Below are 17,064 nucleotides of genomic sequence, written 5' to 3'. Positions count from 1 at the left end.
ATTTATATTGATTGTTTATTTAGAATGACCAATTTTATTAAAAAAAACATATATCTAATATTCTTATTTATTATCACACTATCAATAGGTTTTTTAACTTTTTTAACTTTTTTAGGTAAAGGATTTATTGAACTTTCAAATAAAAATTTGCAATTTTTATTAGTTTTAAATATTGCCTTATTATTCTTGCTTTTTATTTTTATTTTTTTTGAAATAAAAAAATCAATTAAAAATGATATTGACAAGGATGGACTTACTTCAAATAAGAAATACATCACTTACTTTGCTTTATTTACTTTTATTCCTTCATTATTAATTTCTGTATTTTCACTTTTCTTATTTTCTTTTGCACTTGAAAAATATTTTGACAAAAAAGTAACAACTGTTGTGAACAATTCATACAATTTAGCTAAAGATTATGTTGAAGAAGTTAGAGATAAAGTTAAGTCTGAAATCATCCTTATTGCTTTTGATATCAATAAAAGTAAAAAATTTTTAAATGATAATAAAGATGAATATATAAGATTTTTAAACACACAAAAAATTATTAGACGCGTTGATGAAATACATATTATAGATACAAACAAGAAGTTACTCTTCTCCTCCCTAAAAGATAAAAAATTATATTTACCACCAGTTGATCAAGCGTTAGCTCTTGTTATAGACGATGATCGACCTTTAAAAATTATTAATGCATTTGAAAATAGGTCTGCAGCTATTATGAGATTACAAAACTTTGATGACAGATTCTTGTATGTGGTTAAGTACCTTGATGAAAATATCTCAAAATATTTAACTCAATCACAAGAAGCTATTAATTTTTATTATACAGTTGAAGAAAAAAGTACGGGAATCAAAATTTCATTTGCTATTATTTACTTAATCATTGTTACCTTACTTTTATTTATATCAATATCTATAGCAATAAGATTTTCTTCAAGATTTTTTAGATCAATAAATAACCTTATTTTAGCATCGTCATCAATTGGTGATGGAAATTTAGATATAAAAGTACCTGAGGTAAAGACAGATAAAGATTTAGAACTTTTGAATAAAAATTTTAACTTGATGATAGATAGATTAAAAGATCAGCAAGAAAAACTAATTATAAATGAAAGACATGAAGCATGGGGTAATTTAGCAAGAAAAATGGCTCATGAAATTAAAAATCCCTTAACTCCAATCCAATTAACTATTGATAGACTTAAGAGTAAATATTCAACATACTTAAAGGATAATGATAAAGAAAAATTTAAAGAAAATCTAAAAATAATTAATAACCAAATTAAACAAATTGAAAAATTAATTAATGATTTTTCTGATTTTGCAAGAATGCCAAAGCCTACACTTCAAAATAATGATTTAATTTTACTTATTAATGATAATATCAAGCTACTTCAAGAATTAGATAACTCAATAAATATTACTTTTAAAACAAATGAAAAAGAAATTTTTTTTAATAGTGACAAAGAACAACTGAGTAGAGTTTTTTTTAATTTAATTAAAAATTCCATAGAAAGCATCCATCAAAAGTTAGAAAAGGTGAGTAATATTAGGAAAAATATAGCTATTAAACTAAGTAATGATAACAATCATATATCGTTTATTATAGATGATACAGGAATTGGTTTTGATAATTTAAACGAAAATATTAAGGATATCTTAAATCCATATTTTACAACCAAAAAAAAAGGAACAGGTTTAGGGCTTTCAATAGTAAATAAAATTATTAATGATCATAATGGTAAAATAGAGTTTTTTTCTAAAGATAATGGGGCTAAAATTAAAATTATATTTTTGAAATTATGAATGCTGAAATATTAATCGTAGACGACAATAACGATATTAGAAACATTATTAACGAGTTGATTATTGATGCTGGTTATAAAACAAGAATTGCGGCAAATTATAACCAGGCATTAACCGAAATAGATAAAAAATTACCAGATGTAGCTATCTTAGATGTTAAACTAGATAAAGGAGATAATGATGGAATTGAACTTTTATCTCATATAAAAAAAAAGAATAAAGATGTACCTGTAATAATAATTTCTGGCCATGCAAATATTGAAATGGCTATAAAGTCTTTACAAAAAGGTGCTTTTGAATTTATTGAGAAGCCATTTGATCAAGAACGGTTAATGAATTTTATAAAACGTGCTGTTGAAAATTACGATTTAAAAAAACAAAATAAAGAATATGAAAATAAATTGTTTTCCTCATATGATCTTATTGGTAACAGTAAAAATATAATTAATGTAATTGATAAAATTAAAAAGATCTCTTTAACAGAAAGTAGGGTCTTAGTAAATGGTCCATCTGGTTCAGGAAAAGAACTTATAGCAAGAAAAATTCACAAAAATTCTATAAGAAACAAAAACCCATTTATAATTTTAAATGGTGCTTTATTAGATATGAATAAATATGAACTAGAGCTCTTTGGCGAAGAAAAAAATAATGGATCAATTTCATATGGTGCTCTTGAAAAAGCTAATAATGGTACTTTACTCATTGATCAAATTTCTGAAATTCCATTAGATATACAATCAAAGATTTTAAGAGTTTTAATAGATCAAAAATTCAAGCGAGTTAATGGTAACAATGATATTACAGTTGATGTAAGGCTTATTTGTTCTTCAAGCAAAGATTTAAAAAAAGAAATTCAGTTTGGTAACTTTAGAGAGGATTTATTTCATAGAATAAATGTTTTTGAAATTAATATAGAACCATTAAGTAAAAGAATTTCAGATATTCCATTATTAATAAATTATTTTTCAAAAAAAATTGCTGAAAATTATAAAATCAAACCTTTAGATATTGATGAAAATAATAGCTATATTTTAAATCATAATTGGAAAGGGAATGTTAGAGAACTCAGAAATTTAATTGAAAGAATTGCAATTTTGCAACCAGATACAAAAGAAAAAATTTCCAATATTATAAAAGAATCTCTAAAAAACGATGATTTTGATGAGCAAATTACTGAAAATAGCTTATCTATTCCATTAAAAGAAGCTAGAGAAAACTTTGAAAAGGAGTATTTAACTATCCAAATTAAAAAATTTAATGGAAATATTTCTAAAACTGCAAAATTTGTTGGCATGGAAAGAAGTGCATTGCATAGGAAACTAAAAGGTTTGAGAATTAAAGAATTTAATTAAAATGAATATAATTATCTGTGGTGCTGGTAGAGTTGGATTCACTATAGCCAAACAATTAAGTGAACAAGGTCATTCCATCACTGTTATTGATCAATCTAGTGAAGATATTCAAAAAATTAATGATTCTTTAGATGTAAAGGCTATTGTTGGAAAGGCAACATACCCATCAATTCTTGAAAAAGCTAATGCATCAGATGCTGACATGATTATTGCAGTTACACGTAATGATGAAATTAATATGGTTATTTGTCAAATAGCTTTTTCCATTTTTAATATACCAAAAAAAATCGCCAGAATTAGATCCCAAGATTATCTAAATCCTAAATTTACAACTGTTTATAATAAAGAAAATTTACCAATTGATGTAATTATTTCTCCTGAGCTAGAAATAGCAAAATCTATTCAAAGAAAATTAGAAGCTCCAGGCGCTTTAGATAGCGTTCCTTTTGCCAATAATAAGATCAGATTATTAGAAATCTTAATTAATGACAACTGTAATTTAATTAATTTTAAACTTAATGAATTAACAAAAAAACATCCAAATTTAGATGCAAATATAATTGGAATAATAAGAGGGGATAAATTCCTAATACCTAAAAAAAATGATGACATCCGAAAAGAGGATAAAATTTATGTCATTATAAACTCTTCACAAATGTCTCAGACGCTGGAAGCGTTTGGCCATAATGAAAAAGTTTCTAAAAAGATACTTATTGTTGGTGGAGGAAATATTGGTTTTAACTTAGCAAAGAATCTTGAAGAAAGTTTAGATGCTACAAGAGTTAAGATTGTAGAAAAAAGTAAAGATCGATCTGAATTTCTAGCTAATGAACTTAATAATACAATTATAATTAATGGAGATGCTCTTGACGAAGAAGTTTTATTAGAAGCAAATTTAGAGGAGGCGGAAACTGTGTTAGCTCTCACTAATGATGATGAAGATAATTTAATGGTAAGTGTACTTGTTGAAAAATTTGCTAAAGATGACAAAAAAATTGACGATAAGAGAACAATGGCTTTAATAAATAAACCAAATTATTCATTGTTGCAAAATTCTTTAAAGATAGATGATTTGATTGATCCGAGAATGAACACTGTTTCAAGTATTTTAAAACATATTCACAAAGGAACCATTGAAACAGCCTATACAATTCTTAACGGAGAATACGAAGTTATAGAAGCTGAAATTATTGAAACATCAGAATTAATTAACAAAGAGTTAAAAAACTCAAACTTGCCAGAAGAAATAAGGATAGGTGCAGTTTTACGTGATGATAAAGTTTTAATTCCTAGATCAAATTTTGTGTTTCAAAAAGATGACAAAGTTGTTTTTTTAGCCAAAAAAGACTCAATTTCAGTGGTAGAAAACATATTTAGAATAAGCTCTATATAAAAATAAATGTCTCTATTTAGGGTAAAATATCTTAGTTTCTTTTTTGTATTAGTCTCAGTCTTTTCTTTTTTAAATATAATTTATTCGTATTATTTTAACTTATATTTAAATCTTAACACATATTATTTTAGCTTATTACCATCGCTAATTATAGGTTTATTTTTTTATAAGCTTAAAGAAATCGATAAAAAACCGACTATATTTGAAAAAATTTTAACCGTTTTTTTAGGATATATTTCACTTCCAATAATATTGTCATTACCATTTTATTTCAGTATTTATAATTTATCTTTTTTAAACTCATTATTTGAGTCTGTTTCTGGATTTACATCTACAGGATTTACAATTTTCGATAATATAAAACATATTGATCAAGGTCTAATTTTATGGAGATCTTCAATTCAATGGATTGGTGGTTTGTATTTTTTGTTTTCAATAATTTTCTTAATTGATATTTATGATGATAGTTTAAAAAAATCATTAACGAATTTTTTATCCTTTAATAGTTCAGAAGTACTAAAACAAACATCCAAGATATTTATTTTATATTTTGGAATAACAATTTCTATTTTTTTTATTCTAAATATTTTTGATATACGATCCTTCAATTCATTAAATTTATCAATGACTATAATCTCATCTGGAGGTTTTTTACCTACTAATGATCTTTCATCAATCCTAACTAATCAGTCTCAAATAATAATTTTTTCATTGTTAATGCTTGTTTCCTTTTTCAGTATTTTCTTTATATATAACTTGATTTTTTTAAGAAACAAAAACCTTAATTTTTTTTATGAGGATATCCATTTACTTTTATACTTTTTATCTATCGTAACAATTTTTTTTACTTTTTTTAGTTTTGATAAAAATTTTACTTTTATTTTTTTATCATTAGTTAGTAGTATATCTAATATTGGAATTTCTCTTCAATTTGATCAATCAAAGTTAAGTTTTATATACCTAATTTTAGTTATAATTGGAGGATCTTTTTTTTCTACTAGCTCTGGAGTGAGATTTTTGAAAATATATTCATTAACAAAATATTCATTAAATCAAATTTTATCATTTAGCAAACCCAAGAATGTTTTTATGAATAAGCTTTTTTTTTCTAAAATAAATTTTGATTTTAGAGAAATAAATAAATATTTTTTAACAATTATAATCTTTATAATTTCATTATTTATTTTAACTTCTTTATTAAGCTTAAGTAATATTAGTTTTGAAAACTCATTCAAATTATCAGTATTGACCTTGATGAATACGGTAAATTCGTCTGCTTATGGTTTAACTAATTTTGAATTTAATGATTTACACTTTTTCACTAAATTCTTTCTAATTTTTTTTATGATTATAGGAAGAGTTGAGCTTTTATCTTTACTTTTAATAGCTAAAAAATTTCTTTTTAAATACTAATTAAGTATTATATATGTATTGATAATAATTTTTTGCGCCCTTAGCTCAGCTGGATAGAGCATCGGTTTTCTAAACCGAGGGTCGCACGTTCGAGTCGTGCAGGGCGCACCATTTTCTATATATATCCACTTTACAATTTCTTATACTACATATAGTTATAGTCTTTCTAAATTTATTCAATTTACTTTGATCAACTTTAGATAATGATAAAACATTTATCTAATTCAAAATTATTTTTGAATTATTTGTTAACAAATAATAATAACTAAAAGGAAGAATAATGTTTAAATACGTAAAACAATTTACTTCTTTAGTAGCAATGGTTGCTGTGTTGTTTACTTTTACAACAGAGACTATGGCTGCTAAAAAATCTAAAACACTTAAAAACACTCAGAAGAAGGGTTTTGTAAGATGTGGAGTATCTCAAGGTCTACCAGGATTTTCTAATGCTGATGCAGCAGGAAATTGGACTGGTGTTGACGTTGATGTATGTAGAGCGGTAGCTGCTGCAGTATTAGGTGATGCAAACAAAGTTAAGTTTACACCACTAAGTGCTAAAGAAAGATTTACAGCTTTAACTTCTGGTGAGATTGATATCTTATCTAGAAACACAACTTGGACTCTTTCTAGAGATGCTGACATTGGACTTACTTTCGTTGGAGTAAACTTCTACGATGGTCAAGGTTTCATGGTTAGAAAAGACTCTGGAATTACTTCAACAAGCCAATTCAAAAATGGAATCTCAGCTTGTACTAATATTGGTACAACAACTGAGTTAAACATGAGAGACTTCTTTAACTCTAAAGGAATTTCTTACACTCCAGTAGCTTTTGAAAAAGCTGATGAAGTTGTAGCTGCTTATGATGCTGGTAGATGTGATACTTACACTACTGATAAATCAGGTCTTGCTGCACAAAGAACTAAAATGACTAACCCTGATGATCATATGGTGTTACCTGAAACTATTTCAAAAGAGCCACTAGGTCCTGTTGTTAGACAAGGTGACTCAGTATGGGAAGATATCGTAAGATGGTCTCTAAATACTATGATCGAAGCTGAGGAGTACGGTGTTACTTCTGCAAATGCTGACATGATGAAAACTTCAGAAAACCCACAAATCAAAAGATTAGTTGGTGCTGAAGGTGAAATGGGTGCTGCATTTGGTTTAGACAACGAGTGGAACTTAAGAATTATTAAACAAGTTGGAAACTATGGTGAAAGTTATAAGAGAAATATAGCTGACACTGGTATTTTACCAGACAGAGGTCCAAATGAGTTATGGACTAAAGGTGGTATTTTATATGTTCCACCATCAAGATAATTTAAAGTTATAAATTAAATAAAAAGGGCTAGATTTATCTAGCCCTTTTTTTATAGTATCAATTCAAATGAAATTTAAAAAAATACTTCCTCAATTCCTAACATTGCTTTTTATAGTTTTGATATTTGGCTTCTTTACCATGAATGCCCAAGAAAACATGGATACTAGAGGTATTGAGTTTGGTTTTGGTTTTTTAACAAAAGAAGCTTCATTTGATATTCAATTTTCTTTAATTGATTACGATGGTTCAATGTCATATGCGCGTGCGTATCTGGTTGGACTTTTAAATACGTTATTAGTTTCTTTTATTGGTATAATTTTAAGTACTTTATTGGGTGCTGTAATTGGAGTTGCAAGATTATCACCAAACTATTTAATCAATAAAACAGCAAGTTTTTATGTGGAATTTTTTAGAAATGTTCCATTGTTATTACAAATATTTTTTTGGTATTTTGCTGCATTAAGAGCTTTACCAATGCCAGAAGATGCACCATTGATTTTTGGATCTTCGTTTATGACTATTAAGGGCCTATATACGCCAGCTCCAGTTTGGAATAATTTTGATATTTTCATGATTTCTTTAGTTGTTGCTTTGTTTGTTATTTATTTTTTCAATAAATTTGCTAAAAAAAAACAGGAAGAAGAGGGTATACAGTATCCTAAATTTATAATTTCTCTTGGAATTTTTATTATCTTACCTTTGCTGACTTTTATAATAGGTGGTGTAGATTTATCTTGGAGTTTTCCTGAATTAAAACAATTGGCTAAAACATCTTTTACTTATGAGGGTGGAATGGGGATACCTCCTGAACTAATAGCACTTACATTGGCGTTAACCCTATATACAGCAACTTTTATTGCTGAGAATGTACGAGCAGGAATTCAAGGAATAGGTAAAGGTCAAAAAGAGGCTGCTGCATCGATTGGATTGACACCTAATCAAGTCTTAAAATTAGTAATATTACCTCAAGCATTAAGAATTATAATTCCTCCTACAACTAACCAATATTTAAATTTAACAAAAAATTCATCATTAGCCGCAGCAATTGCTTATCCAGATTTAGTTTTAGTGTTTGCTGGAACTGCAATGATGCAAACAGGAAGAGCAATAGAAATTGTTGGTATTACCATGGCTACTTATTTGACAATCAGTCTAGCAATCTCTTTGTTCATGAATTGGTATAACAAAAGAATTGCGATACAGGAAAAATAATAATGAATAATGTAAATTTTTTAAAACCTAATAAAGAAAATCTAAATTTATTTTTATTTTTAGGTTTTATATTTTTTTCACTAGGATTAATTGATTTTTGTTTGAATAATTTTTATGAAAAAAATATAACTAACTTTTTACCTAGTTTTATTAGTTTTTTCTCCCCTTTAATTTTTGGGATGATAGGACTTCATTTCATAAGAATAGAGTTCACTGGTATTAAATTTTTGGATGATCTTAATAAAAATATTAATACAAATAATTTTAATGCATCTTTAAGTATATGCATAATTATATTGATAATTTTTAGTGTTGCACCATTACTTAATTGGTTTGTTCTAGATGCAACATTTATTGGTGAAAACAAAGAAGCTTGTACAGGTGGAGGAGCTTGTTGGGTATATATTAAGACTTGGTTTAATAGATTTATGTATGGAATGTATCCAAACGCTGAGCAATGGAGAGTTAATGCAACATTTATTATTGTGTTAGGATTAATAGGAGCAGGATATTTTTTTCCTCTTAAATATAAAAAATATCTGACTTTTTATTATGTTATCATTCTACCGATTGTTTCATTTTTACTGATTTATTATTTGATTTCTGGTGGTGAATTTGGTTTAGAATGGGTGGAAACAGGTGCTTGGGGAGGTCTTTCTTTAACTTTTATTGTTTCATTTTTTTCTCTCATTTTCTGTTTTCCAATAGGTATGATGTTAGCTCTTGGAAGAAGATCTGATTTAGCTGTTGTTAAATATTCATCACTTTCTTTTATTGAATTTTGGAGAGGAGTACCCTTAATTACAGTGTTGTTTATGTCAGCTGTAATGTTCCCAATGTTTTTACCAGATGGAACTTACGTAGATAAATTAATTAGAGTTATTGTGGCAATTACATTATTTGAAGCTGCTTATACAGCAGAGGTTATTAGAGGTGGTTTACAGGCTTTACCTAGAGGACAGTATGATGCCGCAAAATCTTTAGGCATGGGATATTGGAGATTACATTTATTAGTTATTTTACCTCAAGCTTTAAAATTAGTTATACCAGGTATTGCTAATACATTTTTAGCTTTAGTAAAAGATACTCCTTTAATCTTTGTGGTAGGCTTATTGGAGTTAGTTGGAATGTTAAACTTAGCAAAAACAAATCCTAAATGGCTTGGGTTTTCTATGGAAGGGTATGTTTTTGCTGGAATAATATTCTGGATTATTTGCTACAGTATGAGTAAATATAGTCAAAAATTAGAATTAAAATTTAAAACAGATAGATAAATTATGTCAGATTCAATTATTCAAATTAAAGATGTAAACAAGTGGTACGGTGACTTTCAAGTGCTTAAAGATATAAATCTTGATGTTAAAGCTAAAGAAAAAATTGTTGTTTGTGGACCCTCAGGATCTGGTAAATCTACGTTAATTAGATGTATTAATAGATTAGAAGAACATCAAAAAGGAACTATTATTGTTGATGGTACTGAAATTTCAGAAGATACTAAAAATATAGAACAAGTTAGAGCAGAAGTTGGAATGGTTTTTCAACAGTTTAATCTATTTCCACATTTATCTATTGTCGATAATTGCACACTTGCTCCTATTTGGGTAAAAAAAATGCCCAAGAAAGAAGCTGAAGAATTAGCTCTTAAACATTTAGAAAGAGTTCAAATTTTAGATCAAGCTCAGAAATTTCCAGGGCAGCTTTCTGGTGGACAACAGCAAAGGGTAGCTATAGCTCGTGCTCTGTGTATGGAACCTAAAATAATGCTATTTGATGAACCGACTTCAGCATTAGATCCTGAAATGATTAAAGAAGTGCTTGATGTAATGGTTAATCTAGCAAAAGAAGGTATGACAATGATAGTAGTCACTCATGAAATGGGATTTGCTAAAGAAGTTGCAGATAGCATGATATTTATGGACGAAGGAAAGATTGTAGAAAAGGCAGATACTAAGGAATTCTTTGCTAATCCTAAGAGCGATAGAACTAAGCTATTTTTAAGTCAAATTTTGTAAAAAACTTATATATTACACATTATATAATCATTTTTTGCAAACCTATTCTGAGTTTTTATTTTTAACTTAAGCTTGACAGGATTTTTGTTATTTAAATTTTACAATGAAATAAATAAATTTTTTTATTGCAGTAACACCAATTAATTTGTTCAATATGTTTTTAAAATTTAATTAAGAGGGGTCTTAATGGAAGATAATTTCAATAAACACTTGGGTAACAAGCTTAAACTAAGAAGATTGGCTTTAGGTTTAACTCAAACTAAAGTTGCAAAAGCTATAAATGTTACATTTCAACAAATTCAAAAATATGAGAAAGGAACCAATGGTGTAAGTTCAATCAGATTACTCCAATTATCAAATTATTTAAAAGTTCCAATCAACTATTTCTTTGAAGATTTTTCAGAATACTTAATTAATTTAGAAAAATCTCAAGAAGGGCACATGAATGTTAATTATAATTTTTTAACAAAATTATATTCAGAACTCAGTGCTGACCAAAAACTTAAATTCAATAAATCTTTACAAATTTCAGGATTAGGAATTTCAAAAGCAGTATAATTTATTTTTTAAGACCCTAAAGTTCTAATTTTTGCAAGATCCTCTATAAATATTAATTAAAAAACTTCACAAATTTAATTAAGAATAGCTTTTTTGGCTCCTCGGGCAGGACTCGAACCTGCGACCAATTGATTAACAGTCAACTGCTCTACCAACTGAGCTACCGAGGAATGTAAAAAACTCAACTTACTTTTTTTTAGAACTAAAACAAGATTTTTTTTGGAGGCAACGCCCGGAATCGAACCGGGATACAAGGATTTGCAATCCTCTGCGTAACCATTCCGCCACGTTGCCATCTTGTTTTGCTAATAGCTTCAGATGCCTTTTTATATTAAATATTTCTCATTAGTCTATTAAATAACGATCTAAATTGATTATTGTTAATTTAAATTATTAAATTATAAACTTTAAACACCATGAGTAGTGATAAATATATACATTCTGATGTTGAGGATAAGATCTATTCTTATTGGGAAAAAAATGAACTCTTTAAACCACAGGAAAATAAAAAAAAATTTTCAATTGTAATTCCACCTCCTAATGTGACAGGTAGTCTTCATATGGGACATGCTTTAAATAATTCTATTCAAGATTTATTGGTTAGATTTCATCGAATGAACAACTATGAAACTTTATGGCAACCAGGCACTGATCATGCTGGAATAGCAACCCAAGCTTTAGTAGAAAGAAAACTTACTGCAGAAAAAATCGATAAGAATGAAATTGGTAGAGAAAAATTTATAGAAAAAGTATGGGAATGGAAAGATCAGTATGGTGACATTATTATTAATCAGCTTAAAAAACTTGGATGTTCTTGTGATTGGTCTCGTAATGCCTTCACAATGGATGAAAATCTCTCAAAATCTGTAATCAAAGTTTTTGTAGATCTTTATAATAAAGATTTAATCTACAAAGATAAAAAACTAGTCAACTGGGATACAGTTTTAAAAACAGCAATTTCTGATCTTGAAGTGGATCAAAGAGAAGTTAATTCTAAAATTTATTATATTAAATATCCAATTGATGGAACTGATGAATTTATATCAATTGCAACAACAAGACCTGAAACAATGTTTGGGGATACAGCGATTGCTATTAATCCAAAAGATGAAAGGTTTAAATCATTTGTTGGTAAAACTGTTACAATACCAATTGTTGGAAGAAGGATTAAAATTATAGAAGATGATTATGCTGATCCTGAACAGGGAACTGGGGCATTAAAGATTACACCTGCGCATGATTTTAATGACTATGATGTTGGTCAAAGAAATAATCTTGAAATTATTAATATATTTACTGAGGCAGGTAAAGTTAATGAAAATGCCCCTAAAGATTATATCGGTCTTGATAGATTTGAAGCAAGAAAGAGAATATTAAAAGAACTTAAGGAAAAAGAATTTTTTGTTAAAGAAGAAAACATAAAAAATAAAGTTCCCTATGGAGATAGATCTAATTCTATAATTGAACCTTTTTTAACCGAACAATGGTTTGCAAATGCGGAAAAATTATCTGTAAAAGCTAAAGAAGTTGTTAATTCTAAAAAAACAAATTTTTTTCCTGAAAATTGGTCTAAAACATATTTTCAATGGATGAACAATATTGAACCATGGTGTATTTCAAGACAACTTTGGTGGGGACATCAAATACCTGCTTGGTATGGCCCAGATAAAAAAATTTTTGTAGCCTACAATGAAGATGAAGCAAAACAATTAGCTAAAAAACATTATGGCAAACATGAAAATTTAATTCGAGATCCTGATGTATTAGATACATGGTTCTCATCTGGTCTTTGGCCATTTGCAACATTAGGTTGGCCAAACAATAAAGACTATGTTGAAAAATTTTATCCTACTTCTGTTTTAGTAACTGGTTTTGATATTATATTTTTCTGGGTTGCTAGAATGATTATGTTTGGAACAGAATTTTTAAATAAAGAACCATTTAAAGATATTTATGTTCATGCATTGGTTAAAGATGAGAAGGGTCAAAAAATGTCTAAATCAAAAGGGAATGTTATTGATCCTTTAGATTTAATTGAAAAATATAGTGCTGATGCATTAAGATTTACACTTCTTTCAATGGCATCACCTGGTACAGACGTAAAACTTTCTGAAGACAGAGTTAAAGGATATAGAAATTTCCTAAATAAACTTTGGAATGCTAATAACTTTTTAATCACAAATGAGTGTGATTTCTCAAATATTGATAAAGCTCCAAATTTAACGGTTAATATTAATAAATGGATTTATGCAGAATTAATTGAAACAAAATCTAAAATTGAAAAAAATTTAGAAGACTATAGGTTTGATGAAGCTGCAAAAAATGCTTACCAATTTGCTTGGCATTCTTATTGTGATTGGTATTTAGAATTATCAAAAACAATATTATTTTCAGATAATAAAGAAGCAAAATCTGAAGTTAAGAAAGTTTCAAGCTATGTATTCAAGCAAATATTGATATTATTACATCCATTTATACCTTTCGTTACTGAAGAAATTTGGCTTAAGAATAAATTTGATAAGTCTGGCAGGGATTTTTTGATGCTTGCAAATTGGCCAGCCGGCGAAATTGATAAAGACACAAGCACTCAACAGGTTGAAAATATAATAAGTATAATATCTGAAATAAGATCTTTTAAAAATGAATTAAACGTAGGACCAGGTTCATTCATTGATATGTCAATAAATAATATTAATGAAAACCAAAAACAATTTATTAATGAAAATGAAGTTATTCTCAAAAAATTAGGAAGAATAAACAATATTCTTGATAATGATATAGATAAACCTGCTGCAACTATGGTTGTTTCAGGTGATTTGTTTAAGATTTATTTTGATAAAGATGTTGATTTAAAACTTATAAAAGAAAATCTAACTAATAAGCAAAACAGAATTCAAGAAGAAATGAATAAAATATCTCATAGATTGGAAAATAAAAGTTTTATAGATAGAGCACCAAAAGAGATTGTTGAACAGGAAAAAACTAATTATAATAATTTAAAGAACGATATTGATAAAATATTGGTAACTATAAAGGGTATATAATGGCAAAATTTAATAAAAAGAAACTTCCAAGCAGACATACATCATTAGGAGCTGACAGAGCTCCTCACAGATCATTTTATTATGCTATGGGTGAAACTGAGAAAGATGTATCAAAACCTTTTGTAGGAGTTGTCTCTACTTGGAATGAAGCTGCACCATGTAACATTGCCCTTATGAGACAAGCACAATCTGTTAAGAAGGGTGTAAGAGCCAATGGTGGAACGCCTAGAGAATTTTGCACAATTACCGTTACTGATGGTATTGCAATGGGTCATGAAGGAATGAAAGCTTCTTTAATTTCAAGAGAAGTAATTGCAGACTCAGCTGAACTTACGGTCAGAGGACATTGTTATGATGCATTAGTTGGTATTGCAGGATGTGATAAATCTTTACCAGCACTAATGATGTCGATGGTTAGATTAAATGTTCCAAGTGTATTTATTTATGGAGGTTCAATTCTTCCAGGAAGATATAAAGGAAAAGATGTAACTGTTGTTGATGTATTTGAAGCTGTTGGAAAACATTCATCCGGTCAAATGTCTGCTGCAGAACTTAGAAAATTAGAATTAGTTGCTTGCCCAAGCGCAGGTGCTTGTGGGGGTCAATTTACGGCTAATACGATGGCATGTGTATCAGAAGCAATAGGACTTGCTTTACCTTATTCTGCTGGAACTCCTGCTCCTTATGAAGAAAGAGATAGGTATGCAAAAGAAAGTGGCAAAACAGTTATGAATCTTTTAGCAAAAAAAATCAAACCTAGAGATATTGTAACACGGAAAGCTTTAGAAAATGCTTCAACAATAGTTGCTGCAACTGGTGGATCTACTAATGCTGCATTACATTTACCTGCAATTGCTAATGAAGCTGGAATTAAATTTGATTTAATGGATGTTGCTAAAATATTTAAAAAAACTCCTTATCTTGCTGATTTAAAACCAGGTGGAAAATATGTTGCCAAAGATATGTGGTTAGCAGGTGGTGTTCCGATGTTACTTAAAACTTTATACGATGGTGGTTTTATTCATGGAGATTGTTTGACTGTTACTGGAAAAACTATGAAGGAAAATTTAAAAAATATTAAGTTTAATCCTAAACAAAAAGTATTAAGAAAATATGATAATCCTCTATCTCCTGATGGAGGTGTAGTTGGTTTAAAAGGAAATTTAGCTCCAGATGGAGGTATTGTTAAAATCGCAGGACTTAAGAAATTACAATTCACGGGTAAAGCTAGATGCTTTGATAATGAAGAAGCTGCAATGTCAGCTGTACAAAACCGTAAGTATAAAGAAGGGGATGTCATTATTATTCGTTATGAAGGACCTGTTGGAGGTCCAGGTATGAGAGAGATGCTATCAACAACTGGCGCAATTTATGGTCAAGGAATGGGAGAGAAAGTTGCCCTTATAACTGATGGAAGGTTCTCTGGAGCCACTAGAGGCTTCTGTGTGGGTCATGTAGGCCCTGAGGCCGCTCTAGGAGGGCCTATAGCTCTATTACGCAATGGAGATATCATCGATATTGATGCTAAAAAAGGCACCATAAACGTAAGACTTTCTAAAAAAGAATTAGCTACAAGAAAAAGAAAATGGAAACCTAGAAAATCTGATTTTGGTTCAGGTACTTTATGGAAGTATGCCCAAACAGTAGGGCCTGCTTATCTAGGTGCACCAACACATCCTGGTAAGAAAAAAGAAGTTAAGGATTATTCAGAAATTTAATGAAAATTCGTCCAGTTATTTTATGTGGAGGAGCTGGAACAAGACTTTGGCCAAATTCTAAAAACCATCAAGCAAAACAATTTATTAATTTTGGAAATTGGACACTACTTAGTAAAACTTTAGAGAGAACCAAAGCATCTATTTATGACTCACCAATTATAAGTACGAATAAAAAATATCTTAAAGAAGTTAAACAACATCTTAAGAGAAATAAGATCAATAAATATAAACTAGTCTTAGAACCAACAAAAAGAAATACAGCTCCAGCTATTTTAAGTACTGCTTTAATTAAAGATATACCAAACGATCAACCATTGATGTTTTTTACAGCTGATCATTTGATTGAAAAGATGAATATTTTTAATAAAGCAATTAATAAAAATAAATCAAATTTAACAGATCAAAATATCTTTATATTTGGTATCAAACCAACTACTCCATCTAGTGAATATGGGTATTTTCTAACTAAAAAAATTAAAGGAAACATTAATAAAGTTACTAAATTTATTGAAAAACCAAAAGAAACTAAAGCAAAACAAATTATAAAGAAAAAAGGTTATTGGAATTCTGGGATGTTTTTTCTTAGAAAAGACTCAATCATAAATAACTTTAAAAAAAATCAACCAATAATTTACAAAAACTGTGTTGAAGCGGTTAAAAAAGCTAAATTAAAATCTAATATTTATTATTTAAATAAAACATCATTTGAAAAAGCAACTGCAAAATCATTTGATTATGCAATTTTAGAAAAAACAAAACAAATTAATGCTATCAAATTAGATATTCCTTGGTCAGACCTTGGAAGTTGGAAAGAAATCTTAAAGATGTATGACAAAAATAAAAGTAAATATGTTAAGAAAAAAAATGTTTATTACCGACCCTGGGGGAGGTACATCAATTTATTTGAAGGTAAGGAATTCTTAATTAAGGAATTATTTGTAAAACCCAAAGGTATTTTAAGTTTACAAAAACATCATCATAGAGCTGAACATTGGTTGGTTACTCAAGGGAACCCAAAGATTACTCTAAATAAAGATAAATTTATCAAAAAACCTAATGAACATATTTTTATACCATTAGGATCAATACACAGAATTAAAAATCCTGGTAAAAAACCTGTAAAAATTATGGAAGCTCAAGTAGGATCAATTCTTAAAGAAACTGATATTGTTAGATATCAAGATGTATATGGCCGTATTAAATAATTAATACGACCACATAATAAATATTA

General features: G+C 28.3%; 12 protein-coding genes and 3 tRNA genes. 13 read left to right on the top strand and 2 right to left on the bottom strand.

Annotation, left to right across the window (positions count from 1 at the left end; genetic code table 11):
• Positions 1-24 precede the first annotated feature (24 nt).
• From F754_RS0103775 to F754_RS0103730, 10 genes are all read left to right on the top strand, one after another.
• Positions 25-1,809 (top strand): GHKL domain-containing protein, encoded by a 1,785-nt coding sequence (locus F754_RS0103775; RefSeq protein ID WP_023648582.1) that lies wholly within the window; start codon positions 25-27, stop codon positions 1,807-1,809.
• Positions 1,806-3,161, top strand: a complete 1,356-nt coding sequence (locus F754_RS0103770) for a sigma-54 dependent transcriptional regulator (RefSeq protein ID WP_023648581.1) — start codon at positions 1,806-1,808, stop codon at positions 3,159-3,161. The genes F754_RS0103775 and F754_RS0103770 overlap by 4 nt, the downstream gene beginning before the upstream one ends.
• Position 3,162: 1 nt before the next feature.
• The gene (trkA, locus tag F754_RS0103765) at positions 3,163-4,554 is read left to right on the top strand and encodes a Trk system potassium transporter TrkA (RefSeq protein ID WP_023648580.1); all 1,392 of its coding nucleotides are present in this window, start codon (positions 3,163-3,165) and stop codon (positions 4,552-4,554) included.
• Between the two features lie 6 nt (positions 4,555-4,560).
• Complete coding sequence (locus F754_RS0103760; RefSeq protein WP_023648579.1) at positions 4,561-5,967, top strand: potassium transporter Trk; 1,407 nt, start codon at positions 4,561-4,563, stop codon at positions 5,965-5,967.
• Positions 5,968-6,001: 34 nt separating this feature from the next.
• A tRNA-Arg gene (locus F754_RS0103755) sits at positions 6,002-6,078 on the top strand.
• 169 nt (positions 6,079-6,247) lie between these two features.
• A complete protein-coding gene (locus F754_RS0103750; protein WP_023648578.1) occupies positions 6,248-7,288 on the top strand; it encodes an amino acid ABC transporter substrate-binding protein in 1,041 nt (346 codons plus the stop codon).
• Between the two features lie 67 nt (positions 7,289-7,355).
• Positions 7,356-8,501: an ABC transporter permease subunit gene (locus F754_RS0103745; RefSeq protein ID WP_023648577.1), complete on the top strand. Its 1,146-nt coding sequence runs from the start codon at positions 7,356-7,358 to the stop codon at positions 8,499-8,501.
• Between the two features lie 2 nt (positions 8,502-8,503).
• On the top strand, positions 8,504-9,775 hold the full coding sequence (locus F754_RS0103740) for an amino acid ABC transporter permease (RefSeq protein ID WP_023648576.1): 1,272 nt from the start codon (positions 8,504-8,506) through the stop codon (positions 9,773-9,775).
• Between the two features lie 3 nt (positions 9,776-9,778).
• On the top strand, positions 9,779-10,513 hold the full coding sequence (locus F754_RS0103735) for an amino acid ABC transporter ATP-binding protein (RefSeq protein ID WP_023648575.1): 735 nt from the start codon (positions 9,779-9,781) through the stop codon (positions 10,511-10,513).
• Positions 10,514-10,699: 186 nt separating this feature from the next.
• Positions 10,700-11,071 carry a helix-turn-helix domain-containing protein gene (locus F754_RS0103730; RefSeq protein ID WP_023648574.1) on the top strand — a complete coding sequence of 124 codons (372 nt, stop codon included), beginning with the start codon at positions 10,700-10,702 and terminating at the stop codon, positions 11,069-11,071.
• Positions 11,072-11,165: 94 nt separating this feature from the next.
• Here F754_RS0103730 and F754_RS0103725 read toward each other — a convergent pair.
• Together F754_RS0103725 and F754_RS0103720 are read right to left on the bottom strand one after the other, a co-directional pair.
• Positions 11,166-11,241 (bottom strand) — tRNA-Asn (locus F754_RS0103725).
• A gap of 50 nt (positions 11,242-11,291) precedes the next feature.
• Positions 11,292-11,365 (bottom strand) — tRNA-Cys (locus F754_RS0103720).
• A 122-nt stretch (positions 11,366-11,487) separates the two neighbouring features.
• Between F754_RS0103720 and F754_RS0103715 the strand changes: the two genes are divergently transcribed.
• Genes F754_RS0103715 through F754_RS0103705 form a run of 3 tightly spaced genes read left to right on the top strand, consistent with a single transcriptional unit; the run spans position 11,488 to position 17,038 of the window.
• A complete protein-coding gene (locus F754_RS0103715) occupies positions 11,488-14,115 on the top strand; it encodes a valine--tRNA ligase (RefSeq protein ID WP_023648572.1) in 2,628 nt (875 codons plus the stop codon).
• Complete coding sequence (gene ilvD, locus F754_RS0103710; RefSeq protein WP_023648571.1) at positions 14,115-15,833, top strand: dihydroxy-acid dehydratase; 1,719 nt, start codon at positions 14,115-14,117, stop codon at positions 15,831-15,833. Before F754_RS0103715 ends, ilvD begins: the two co-directional genes overlap by 1 nt.
• Positions 15,833-17,038, top strand: coding sequence for a cupin domain-containing protein (locus F754_RS0103705; protein ID WP_023648570.1), 1,206 nt, complete (start codon positions 15,833-15,835; stop codon positions 17,036-17,038). Before ilvD ends, F754_RS0103705 begins: the two co-directional genes overlap by 1 nt.
• Positions 17,039-17,064 lie beyond the last annotated feature (26 nt).

Origin of the sequence: Candidatus Pelagibacter ubique HTCC8051 (assembly GCF_000472605.1) — a bacterium.
In the GTDB taxonomy this organism is placed as follows: domain Bacteria; phylum Pseudomonadota; class Alphaproteobacteria; order Pelagibacterales; family Pelagibacteraceae; genus Pelagibacter; species Pelagibacter communis_B.
Note: the sequence above shows the minus strand (reverse complement) of the source record. Positions and strands in the feature narration are given on the sequence as shown.